Genomic DNA, 10,563 nt, shown 5'->3' on the forward strand with positions numbered 1-10,563 from the left:
GAGGGCGGTCGCCGGGGGATCGGTCGACGCGTCGCGCGGCGGCGCGTCGTGCACGGCCCGCGCGGGGCGCGACGTGCCGCGGGTGGTCCTGGCGTGAGGGCCGTCGTGCAGCGCGTGACGCGCGCGTCCGTGACGGTCGACGGCGAGGTCGTCGGGTCGATCGACCGCCCCGGGCTGGTCGCGCTGGTCGGCGTGACGCCGGGCGACGGTCCCGCGCAGGTCGAGCTGGTCGCCCGCAAGATCGCCGAGCTGCGGATCCTGCGCGACGAGCGGTGCGCGGTCGAGGTCGGCGCGCCCGTGCTCGTCGTCAGCCAGTTCACGCTCTACGCCGACACCCGCAAGGGTCGCCGGCCGACGTGGAACGCCGCAGCCCCGGGTCCGGTCGCCGAGCCGCTCGTCGAGGCGGTCGTCGCGGCGCTGCGCGAGCGCGGGCTCGAGGTCGCGACCGGGGTGTTCGGCGCGGACATGGCGGTCGAGCTCGTCAACGACGGGCCGGTGACGATCCTGCTGGAGTCGTCACCGGCCGCCGTCTGACGGGTCAGGACTTCGCGAAGGTGTGCGACCAGATCTCCGCGCCGTCGGCGTTGACGTAGACGTACCGGACCTGCGGGTCCGTCGTGATGCCCTGGCCCTCCATCTCGGGGAACACGGCGGAGTCGCAGACCTCCTGGAGCTGGTCGACCTGGCCGTCGAGCGCGCTCGCGGTCGCGGGGGCGTCGAGCTGCTCCGCGTAGGTGTACGTGTAGACGACGGTGCTCGGCTGCTCGCCGGTGATCGTGATCGCGGAGTACGTGCCGTCGAACTGCGACATGAGCTGCGGGACGGTGGCCTGCAGGGCCGTGACGTAGGCGTCGAGCGCGGCCGCCTGGTCGTCGCCGGAGTCGGCCGAGTCGTCGGTGGCCTCGGTGTCCGTCGCGGGCGCCTCCTTGGTCGGGGCGGCGGTCGTCGTCTCCTCGGCCTCGGGGCTCGACGACGAGCACGCCGCGGTGAGGGAGAGCGCGGTCGCGATCAGCAGCGCGGCTGCGGCGCGCCGGGTGGTGGTCTGCACGGGTGGTCCTCTTTCGGTCTGCGTCGACGTGTGGTGCCGCCGGACGCCGGTGTCCCGAGGCGGGAGAAGTCTTACAGGGGTCGCATCGGTTGTCAGGGGCACCCGGAGGGCGAGACGTGACGACCGGGCCCGGGTCGACGGGCACGACCAGGCCAGTGCGGTCCTTGTGAGCGCTCACAAAGGCGTGCGACCAGCCGATCAGTCATGACGCGGCCTCCACACGGGATGCCTGACACGGAAGGCACCATCCGAATGTCTGCACGCACGTCCTCCCGCGCCCGGCGCGGGGCATCGGCCGCCGCCGCGGCCGCCCTGACCGCCGCTCTGACCGCCGTCGCCACGGTCCCCGCGTCCGCCGTCCCCCCGGCCGCGACCGTCACCGTCGCGCCCGCTGCGCTGTCGAACGACGACACCCCCAACTTCGCCGGCACGACCGACGGCCTCGGCGGCGCGGTCGACATCACGATCGACGGCGCCACCACGTCCACGCCCTCCGACCCGGTGGGCGGGTGGGAGTTCGAGAGCCCGGCGCTCGCCGACGGCCCGCACACCTACAGCGTCGAGTACCTGGGCGAGACGATCGGCTCCGGCACGTTCACGGTCGACACGGAGGCGGCCCTCGCGGTCACGCCCCCGGTCTTCGAGCGCCCGGACCGGCACACGACCGCCACCTCGCTCACGTTCGGCGTGACCAGCGAGCCCGGCGCCACCGTGACCTACAGCCTCGACGGCGACGAGCCCGTCGTCGTCGCCGGGGGCACGGTCCAGCTGTCCGGCCTGACCGAGGGATTCCACTCCATCGACTTCGCCGTCGTGGACGCGGCCGGCAACCACAACGGCACCTCGTGGGACTGGACCGTCGACTCCTCGGTCGTGGCCCCGTCCGTCCCGGCGACCCTCTCCTTCGCCGCGACCGTCGACGAGCAGACCACGATCGACCTCGACGACTACGTGACCGCGGGCACCCACGCGGTCACCGGGTTCGACGCGTGGACCCCGGACGGCGAGGCGCTCGGCTTCCAGTTCGACTGGGAGGACACGCACGTCGTCACGCTGTACCCGCGGACGGCGGGCACGTTCACGTTCACGTTCTCCGTCTGGACGGAGGAGGGCGAGCAGTCGAACGAGTCGACCGTGTCGGTCGAGGTCGCCGAGGCGCCGCTGGTGTCCGCGTCGTGGCTGGCGAAGCCCGACGCGTCCACCACGTCGACGACCGCCCGGTTCGCCGTCGCGACCGACCCCGGTGCGACCCTCGAGTACGTCGTCGACCTGCCCGAGGGCGCCCAGAGCGTCACGCCGGTGGAGGTCGACGGCACCGAGTTCACCCTGACGGGCCTCGCGGTCGGTCGCCACACGATCCGGGTCTACGCGGTGGCCGGCGGCCACTACTCGCAGCCGCTGGACTACGTCTGGGACGTCGTCGCCACGGGCTCCGCTCCCGCGCAGCCGACCGCGCCGACCGCCCCCGCACCGTCCGCACCCGCCCCCGTCCTGTCGAAGGACGCGATCCCCGCGGCGCAGATCGCGCAGGGCATCAAGCGCGGGGCCACCGGCCCGTCGGTCGTGATCATCCAGCGGATCGTCGGCACCCCGCAGGACGGCGTCTTCGGGCCCGCCACGCGGGCGGCGGTCGTCGCGTTCCAGCGGACCCACGGCCTGGTCGCCGACGGCATCGTCGGTCCGCGGACCTGGGCCGTGCTCGTGCAGGTCGCCAACGGCGGGACGACCGTGCGCCCGGCCGCCGCGGGCCCGGTCTCGCAGGCCCTGATCAACCGTGGCATCACCAGCGGGGCCACGGGGCAGGCGGTCATCCTCATCCAGCGCGCGGTCGGCGCGCAGGCGGACGGCCGGTTCGGCCCCCGCACCAAGGCGGCGGTGAAGGCGTTCCAGAAGGCACACGGTCTGGTGGCCGACGGCATCGTGGGTCGCCTGACCTGGGCGAAGATCCTCGAGGTCGGCGCTCGCTGACCCGACACCGCACGACCGCCCGGGGCGGGTTGCCTGACCCGCAGCCCGCCCCGGGTCCGTCTGCAGGCCGCACACGGAGAAGGGCCCCTCGGAGCAAGCGTCCGAGGGGCCCTCGTGGTGGTGCTCCTGCGGTTGGCCCGGGATGTGCGCCTGGTCTGAACTTTCGCCGTTCGGGGCCGAGGCGCCAACGCCAGCCTTCCGGTCGGCGCGTCGCACTGTGTCGCGTCCTTCTGCGCCGACTCCGTATCGGTTCGAGGCTGGGGCGGTCGTCGACCGACTCAACGGCCGACTTGGAGAACCGGATGAGAGTTTTTCGGAACCTCCCACGCCACGCCCGGCGCTCCGCTACGTTCCCCTCACCTGTCACAACGGTGTCTACAGGTTTCATAGGGCCGTGAGAAAAATGGCCTGGCATGAGGGAGCGTGAGTTGTCAGAAGAAGTTCCTCGGCCTGTCCCGGCCGTGCCGTCCAGGCGTGGACGCGTCATCCGGTGGTTGTCGACGATGGTGATACTCGCGGGCGCGCTGACCCTGGCGAGTGCGGGCGCGCGCAGGCGTACAACCTGAACCTTCCGAAGGTCCAGCAGGAAAAGGGCAACTGGTGCTGGGCAGCCTCGACCCAGGCGATCATGAAGTACCACGGGGTGACACCGTCGTACTCGCAGTGCAATCTCGTGAATGTCGCTCTGGGGACGAGCAACTGCCCCGACCAGGCAGGCTCGTTCTACGGGGACATCGACGATCTGTACAACCACTTCGGGCGGTCCCCGGGCACGAAGGTCGCGTACATCGTGAACTTCGCGACGATGAAGAGCCGTGTGGACGCTGGCCGTCCGCTGCAGATTCGGTACGGGTACAAGAGCAGTCTGCTGACGACGGGTCATGTGGTCACCGTCTACGGGTACAGCGGGTCGTCCACCGTGTACTGGCTGGACACGGCCACCGGCCAGTTCGTGTCGGGCAGCTACGACTACCTCTATGCGAACGGCACGTGGACAGGCACCAACAGCCGCTACAACCAGGGAGTGTGAGCACGTGAGCGCGATGAGGCGGCTTGCGGTGGTTGCGTTCGCCACGCTCGTGGTTGTCCCCATGGGGGCGTCCGCTGCGTGGTCGCAGGATGAGCAGGCTCCGCCTGCCGAGATCGAGCAGTTTTTCTCCGACGAAGCAGCGACCGAGGTTGCGGAGATGTTGGAGGACCCGACGACACTGGCCCTGGACGGGTCTGCGGAGGCGTCGAAGGCCGCACGATCAGCTTCAGAGGCGGGCGGTGCGGTGACGTTCGGCGAGCCGCGCACGGTGTACAAGTTCACGCACGCGTTCACTCGTGGCGACGCCAAGGGCAACATCGTCGAGCCGGATGGCACGTGGGTCGCGCCGGTGTTCGACTCCAGCGGCGCCAGCGCGGGTGTCGCCCTCGCCTGGTACGCGAACGGGAAGGCTGACCCGGAGCTCGCGGTGGTCCAGTGGGACCCCGAGCTCGCTACCCAGATCGCCGCAGCGCCGGCGGCTCCGCTGGTGTCGTATCCGGAAATGGCCGCTTGGTACACGCTCAAGGGCAATCATCTGACGGACCTCAGTGGTGTGAAGTACCAGGTGAAGCAGTACGCGAAGTCGTTGAGCGACTATTACGCGGACATCGACGCGAACCCGAATCCCGGCTCGGACATGGTCGGCGGTACGAACATCTTCGTGCCGCAGTTGGTGCTATTCCAGCCAAAGGGAATTGCGACGGTTGCGGCGATCGGCGCCTTGCTCGTCGCGGGAGGGGTGCTGCTGCGGAGGCGTGCGCGTCTGGCTCATGCGGAGCCCTCCGAAGGTAGTGAGGCCGCGCGCAACTCGGGAGTCGACCCTGAGTGAGTAGAGTCGGCGCTTTCCCGCCGAGGTTGATCGCGCGTGAGCGTCTCGGGCGTCCCGTACCCCTGTGCTGAGGGGTGCGGGACGTCTGCGTTCCGGGACGTTCGCCCCGTGAAGCCGCGAGTGGTCCTCCCTGCGACGCCCGAGGCTGACAGGTGCCCGAGGTCGGGCCGACATGGTTCAACTTGCTACGGACAACCGACTGGAGCCTCTGCGACGATCATCCCGATCGCGATCGAGGACCTGGGGGGCGACGTCGCAGGCCATGCTGAGCGACGAGCGAACTGCGTCAGCGATCACCTGCGGTGCGACCTCGGCGCACCCCTGCGACGCCGTGCGGCAGGGTGCAACAACACGCGTCCTGGAGCCGCCTCACGACCTGCTGGAACGCCCCGATCTGGCCAAAACTGTACGTCGGCTGTGCAGGACGCCCCGCAGACGGTGTCGAGCCGCGATCGAAGCCTCTGGCGAAGGCGCAAACCCTCGACGAGTTCGAGGGGTCCGTGGCACGGAGAAGGCCCCTCGGAGTAAGCGTCCGAGGGGCCTTCCCGTGGCCGCAGGTCCGCGTCCGCCGGAGGACCGGCGAGGACACCGCTGCGACGGTGCGGTTCCTGCCCGTCACCCGGCGTCTCTCCGGTTCCGTCGCCCGGGGGGCGTCGGCGCCGTCGGTCCGCCGCGGGCGGGTAGGACTGCGTCCGGCCTTCCGGTCCGTTGCGACCCCTGTGTCGTCGTCCACAGGCCGACGAGTCGCCTCGTCGAGATGGTCGCCCGTTCTCCGGTCGGCCCGTGCCCGGCAGCCCTCGTCGCGGGTGGTCCGCCCTCGAAAGGGCCTCTCACCTGCGATCTTGGTGCTGTCGAGCTCGTTGGTGAAGTTCTAGTCCTGTCGCGTGGGGGCGTGCAAGGGGGGCGAGAGGCCGACTTTTGTCCACCGCTGCGCCCACAGGTGCGTCCACAGCTCGTGCAGGGCCGACGCCGGTTGCCCACAGGGCTGTGGACGGAATGTGTGGACACGCCACCCGCAGTTCACCCGTCCGGGGCAGGGCGCTCGTTAGGCTTGCCCCAGGCCCCTCGGTGTAAGCGACCGAGGGGCCTTCGTCATGCCGACGCCCGGCTCGTTCCCGCTCGCGCCTGGTGGCGTCGTCCCGGCTGTTGCTGCGCCGCACGTCACCGCGAGACCCTCGGCGCATTCACTACCGCCTGGTAGGTTTTCGTCGACCGGTGGTCGCGAGGACGAGGAGCCGTCATGGGGTACGCACCGTTCGACGTCGAGCACGTGCCGGCCGCGCTCACCCTCGAGGAGAAGGCCGCCCTCACGTCGGGCAGCGACTTCTGGCACGCGAAGGGCGTCGAGCGCCTGGGCGTCCCCGCCGTGATGCTCACCGACGGCCCGCACGGCCTGCGCAAGCAGCGCAGCGGCGCCGACCACCTCGGCCTCTTCGACTCCGTCCCGGCGACCTGCTTCCCGACGGCGGCCGCGCTCGGGTCCACGTGGGACGTCGACCTCGTCCGTCGCGTCGGCGAGGCCCTCGGCCGCGAGACCCGCGCGCACGACGTCGCCGTCCTCCTCGGTCCGGGCGTCAACATCAAGCGGACACCGCTGTGCGGGCGCAACTTCGAGTACGTCTCCGAGGACCCGGTCGTCGCGGGCGAGATCGGCGTCGCGCTCGTCGACGGCATCCAGAGCCAGGGCGTCGGCACGTCGCTCAAGCACTACGCGGCCAACAACCAGGAGACGGACCGCATGCGCGTGTCCGCGGAGGTCGACGAGCGGACGCTGCGCGAGATCTACCTGCCCGCGTTCGAGCGCATCGTCACGCGTGCGCAGCCGTGGACCGTCATGTGCGCGTACAACAAGCTCAACGGCACCTTCGTGTCCGAGCACCACTGGCTGCTCACCGAGGTCCTGCGCGACGAGTGGGCGTTCGACGGCCTCGTCGTGAGCGACTGGGGTGCCGCGCACGACCGCGTCGCCGCGCTCGACGCCGGCCTCGACCTCCAGATGCCCGCCGCCGGCCCGCGTCCCGACGAGGCCGTCGTCGACGCCGTCCGCGCCGGGATGCTCGACGAGGCAGTCCTCGACACCGCCGTGCGCCGCGTGCTTCGCCTGATCGCCCGCGCGCTGCCCGCTCTTGAGGACACCGACGCGACGATCGACGCCGACGCGCACCACGCGCTCGCCCGCGAGGCCGCCGCGGCCGGTGCCGTCCTGCTGAAGAACGACGCCGTCGACGGCGTACCCGTGCTCCCGCTCGACGACGGCGACGGGCTGCTGGTCGTGGGCGAGTTCGCCCGCACCCCGCGCTACCAGGGCGCCGGCTCCTCGCAGGTCGTCCCCACCCGCCTCGACGACGCGCTCACCGCGCTCCGGGCGGCCACGGGCACGGACCTGCCGTTCGAGCCCGGCTTCACGATCTCGGGCGGGCCGACAGGCGACGACGACGCGCTCCGCGCGGCCGCGGTGGAGGCGGCCCGTGCGGCGCGCACCGTCGTCGTCTTCCTCGGCCTGCCCGGGCCCGACGAGTCCGAGGGCTACGACCGCCCCCGGCTGGGCCTCCCCGACCACCAGGTCGCCACGCTCGAGGCGGTCGCCGCGGTGAACCCGCGCGTCGTCGTCGTGCTCGCCAACGGGTCCGCCGTCTCGCTGCCGTGGCGCGACCGCGCCGCCGCCGTGCTCGAGACGTGGCTCGGCGGACAGGCGGGCGGCTCGGCCGTCGCCGACCTGCTGCTCGGGACCGTCGCGCCGTCCGGCCGCCTCGCGGAGTCGATCCCGCTGCGCATCGAGGACACCCCCGCGTTCGGCAACTTCCCCGGCGAGGGCGGCGTCGTCCGGTACGGCGAGGGCGTCCTGGTCGGGTACCGCTGGTACGACACGCGCGGCGTCGACGTCGCCTACCCGTTCGGCCACGGGCTGACGTACACCACGTTCGGTTACTCGGACGTCCGGGCACGGGCGCTCGGCGAGGGCGCCGACGTGCGCGTCGAGGTGTCCGCGACCGTCGCCAACACCGGCGACCGTCCCGGCGCCGAGGTCGTGCAGGTCTACGTCCGCGACCCCGAGGCGTCCGTGCTGCGGCCGACGCGCGAGCTCAAGGCGTTCGCCAAGGTCGCCCTGGACCCCGGCGAGTCGCAGACCGTGACGTTCACGCTCGACGCGCGCGACCTGTCGTACTGGCACCCCGGGCTGCGGCGGTGGGTCGTCGAGGGCGGCACGTTCGTCGTCGAGGTCGGGGCGTCGTCGCGCGACGTGCGTGGCAGCGCCGCCGTCGAGGTCGTCGGGGAGCCGCTGTGGGGCGAGGTGACCGCGTGGTCGACGCTCGCCGAGTGGCTGGCGCACCCTGTCGGCGGGCCGCTCATGAACGCCGTCCTCGCGTCCGACGGCGCGCCGCCGATGGACGAGACCATGGCCGCGATGCTGGCGCAGACGCCCGCGCGCGTCTTCGCCGACTTCGGGCTGTCGCCGCTGACGCCCGAGCAGCTCGACGCGCTGGTGGAGAAGGCGAACGCCTGACCCGGGCGGTGACCGGGGGCACCTCGGGCCGCACCGGCGGCCGCCGGCGACGTCCGGCGTCCGGTGCCCTGCCCCGCAGCCCGTCGCGGTCCACGGGTGCTCGGCGGGCCGCTACCGCGCGGCGTCGTCCACCGGCACGAACAAGGCCGCGTAGGCGGCGCGCAGGCCCGCGGCCATGTCGACGCGCGTGCCCGGCGCGTCGGCCTCCAGCAGCCACTGGACCTGGAGGCCGTCCATGACCGCGACGAGCAGCCGGGCCGCGGTCAGCGGGTCGACGCCCGGGCGCAGGCCGCCGGCGCGGCGCCGCTCCTCGAGCATCTCGGCGGTCGTCCCCACGACGCGTGCGTAGCGGTCCTGGAAGTACGCGTGCGCGGGGTGGCCCGGTGACGTGGCCTCGCCCGAGAGGGTCGTGAACAGCTCGACGATCGCGGGGCGGCGTGCGTTGCGCTCGACCAGCAGGACGAGCGCCTCGAAGTAGTCGATGCCCGCCTCGCGGTCGGTGCGGATCGCGGCCTCGTCGATCTCGTCGCGGCGCTGCAGCACCGCCTCGAGCAGCGCCGCCTTGTTCTTGAAGTGGTGCAGCAGGCCCGGGTGCGTGATGCCGACGCGGGACGCGACCTCGCGCAGCGACGCCGACGTGTACCCGACCTCGCCGAACAGCCGCATCGCGGCGTCGAGGATCTCCTCGCGCGTCGCACGCCCACGGGCGTAGCCGGTCGGGGTGCCGCTGACCTCGGTCGACATGCGCCCAGGATGGCACGCGGCGGTCGGGAGCCCCGGTGGCGTCCGGCCCGGGCGGTCGGCTCAGGACTCGTCGGGCGACGGCGCCGGGCCGGTCGTCCCCGTGCCGCCGGACTCGGCCGGCGAGCCGCTCGGACCAGGGCTCGGCTTGCTCGCGGGTGCGTTGCCTGCGACCTGGTCGAGCGTGTAGCCGATCCCCGCCCCGGCACCCGCGACGAGCAGCAGGGTGATCCCCGCGAAGATGAGCGAGCGCGCGGGCGTGAGCTTCGCGAGCCCGGCGGCGACCTGGGGCACGAGGGCCTGGACCGCGGCCGTCGGGGCGTCGCGCGCACCGGGCGTGGCGTCGGACTCCGTGGTCTCGGTCGTCGTGACCTTGACGTACTCCGCGGTGAACGTGCCGCAGCCCACCGCGATGAGCAGCAGCCCGCCCGCGCAGAGCGCGCCGATCGCGAGAGCGCCGAGCTGGCCGGTCGAGCGCACGTCGACCAGGTGCCAGACGACGCCCCCGACGCCCGCGACCAGCAGCACGCCGACGACCCAGCCGACCGCGTGCCGCACCTCCAGCGAGCGCAGCGAGAACGCGGGCTCGCTCGTCGTGGTCCTCGTCGTCCTCGTCGGCACCCCGCCACCTCGCTCCCGCGCGACCCTGCGCACCTCGCCACCCGCGTCGCGGCGTCGTGCGAGCCGGGGCGACCGCCCGTCGTGCCGTCCCGACCGGCCGCGACGTGCGACCTGGTCCGCACGCTAGACCTGGGCAAACCGGGCGCGCGAGCCCCCGCGCCGCTGGCCGGGCGCCGGAGCCCACCCCAGGATGGGTCGCATGAAGATCGAGGCCGTCCTCGGGGACATCACGACGCAGGACGTCGACGCGATCGTCAACGCCGCCAACTCGTCGCTGCTGGGCGGCGGCGGGGTCGACGGCGCGATCCACGCGGCCGCGGGGCCGCGGCTGCTGGAGGCGTGCCGCCGCGTGCGGAGGACGGAGTACCCGGACGGGCTGCCGGTCGGGGACGCGGTCGCGACGCCCGGGTTCGACCTGCCGGCGCGGTGGGTCGTGCACACCGTCGGCCCGAACTGGAACCGCGGGCAGCGGGAGACCGCCGACCTGGCGTCGTGCTTCACGCGGTCGCTCGAGCGGGCGGTCGAGGTCGGGGCGACGAGCATCGCGTTCCCCGCGGTGAGCGCGGGTGCGTACGGCTGGGACGCCGACGAGGTCGCGCGGATCGGTGTCGCCGCCGCCCGTGCGTGGCAGGGGTCGACGGAGCGCCCGGACGAGGACGGGCACACGCACCCGAGCGGGATCGCGCTCGTGCGCTTCGTGCTGTTCTCGCCGCCCCTGCTGGACGCCTTCGAGCGTGCGCTGGGGGCACCGCACCGCTGACGCCGACGCGGCGCACCGCACGTCGCCGCGCGCGCAGTCCCGCGGTCGCGCACGAGCCGCC

Annotated in this window: 9 protein-coding genes; 6 read left to right on the forward strand and 3 right to left on the reverse strand. The window is 72.8% G+C overall.

What is annotated here, in order from left to right; translation table 11 throughout:
- Positions 1 to 93 precede the first annotated feature (93 nt).
- Positions 94 to 534 carry a D-aminoacyl-tRNA deacylase gene (gene dtd / locus HGA02_RS03730; protein WP_168677709.1) on the forward strand — a complete coding sequence of 147 codons (441 nt, stop codon included), beginning with the start codon at positions 94 to 96 and terminating at the stop codon, positions 532 to 534.
- 4 nt (positions 535 to 538) lie between these two features.
- Here the strand turns inward: dtd and HGA02_RS03735 are convergent, their stop codons facing one another.
- Positions 539 to 1,048 carry a DUF4854 domain-containing protein gene (locus tag HGA02_RS03735; RefSeq protein ID WP_168677711.1) on the reverse strand — a complete coding sequence of 170 codons (510 nt, stop codon included), beginning with the start codon at positions 1,046 to 1,048 and terminating at the stop codon, positions 539 to 541.
- A gap of 252 nt (positions 1,049 to 1,300) precedes the next feature.
- Here HGA02_RS03735 and HGA02_RS21390 point away from each other — a divergent pair, with 252 nt between their 5' ends.
- The 4 genes from HGA02_RS21390 (at position 1,301) to HGA02_RS03755 (ending at position 8,380) form a co-directional block, all read left to right on the forward strand.
- Complete coding sequence (locus HGA02_RS21390; protein ID WP_168677713.1) at positions 1,301 to 3,016, forward strand: peptidoglycan-binding domain-containing protein; 1,716 nt, start codon at positions 1,301 to 1,303, stop codon at positions 3,014 to 3,016.
- A 490-nt stretch (positions 3,017 to 3,506) separates the two neighbouring features.
- Positions 3,507 to 4,046: a C39 family peptidase gene (locus HGA02_RS03745; protein WP_168677715.1), complete on the forward strand. Its 540-nt coding sequence runs from the start codon at positions 3,507 to 3,509 to the stop codon at positions 4,044 to 4,046.
- A 4-nt stretch (positions 4,047 to 4,050) separates the two neighbouring features.
- On the forward strand, positions 4,051 to 4,875 hold the full coding sequence (locus HGA02_RS03750; RefSeq protein WP_168677717.1) for a hypothetical protein: 825 nt from the start codon (positions 4,051 to 4,053) through the stop codon (positions 4,873 to 4,875).
- A gap of 1,240 nt (positions 4,876 to 6,115) precedes the next feature.
- Positions 6,116 to 8,380 (forward strand): aryl-beta-d-glycosidase, encoded by a 2,265-nt coding sequence (locus HGA02_RS03755; protein ID WP_168677719.1) that lies wholly within the window; start codon positions 6,116 to 6,118, stop codon positions 8,378 to 8,380.
- A gap of 111 nt (positions 8,381 to 8,491) precedes the next feature.
- Here HGA02_RS03755 and HGA02_RS03760 read toward each other — a convergent pair whose 3' ends face one another.
- Together HGA02_RS03760 and HGA02_RS03765 are read right to left on the reverse strand one after the other, a co-directional pair.
- On the reverse strand, positions 8,492 to 9,124 hold the full coding sequence (locus HGA02_RS03760; RefSeq protein ID WP_168677720.1) for a TetR/AcrR family transcriptional regulator: 633 nt from the start codon (positions 9,122 to 9,124) through the stop codon (positions 8,492 to 8,494).
- 60 nt (positions 9,125 to 9,184) lie between these two features.
- The gene (locus HGA02_RS03765) at positions 9,185 to 9,742 is read right to left on the reverse strand and encodes a hypothetical protein (RefSeq protein WP_168677722.1); all 558 of its coding nucleotides are present in this window, start codon (positions 9,740 to 9,742) and stop codon (positions 9,185 to 9,187) included.
- Positions 9,743 to 9,941: 199 nt separating this feature from the next.
- Here HGA02_RS03765 and HGA02_RS03770 point away from each other — a divergent pair, with 199 nt between their 5' ends.
- A complete protein-coding gene (locus HGA02_RS03770; RefSeq protein WP_168677724.1) occupies positions 9,942 to 10,502 on the forward strand; it encodes an O-acetyl-ADP-ribose deacetylase in 561 nt (186 codons plus the stop codon).
- The last annotated feature ends 61 nt before the right edge of the window (positions 10,503 to 10,563 follow it).

It is taken from the genome of Cellulomonas septica (assembly GCF_012396155.1).
Taxonomy (GTDB): Bacteria; Actinomycetota; Actinomycetes; order Actinomycetales; family Cellulomonadaceae; genus Cellulomonas; species Cellulomonas septica.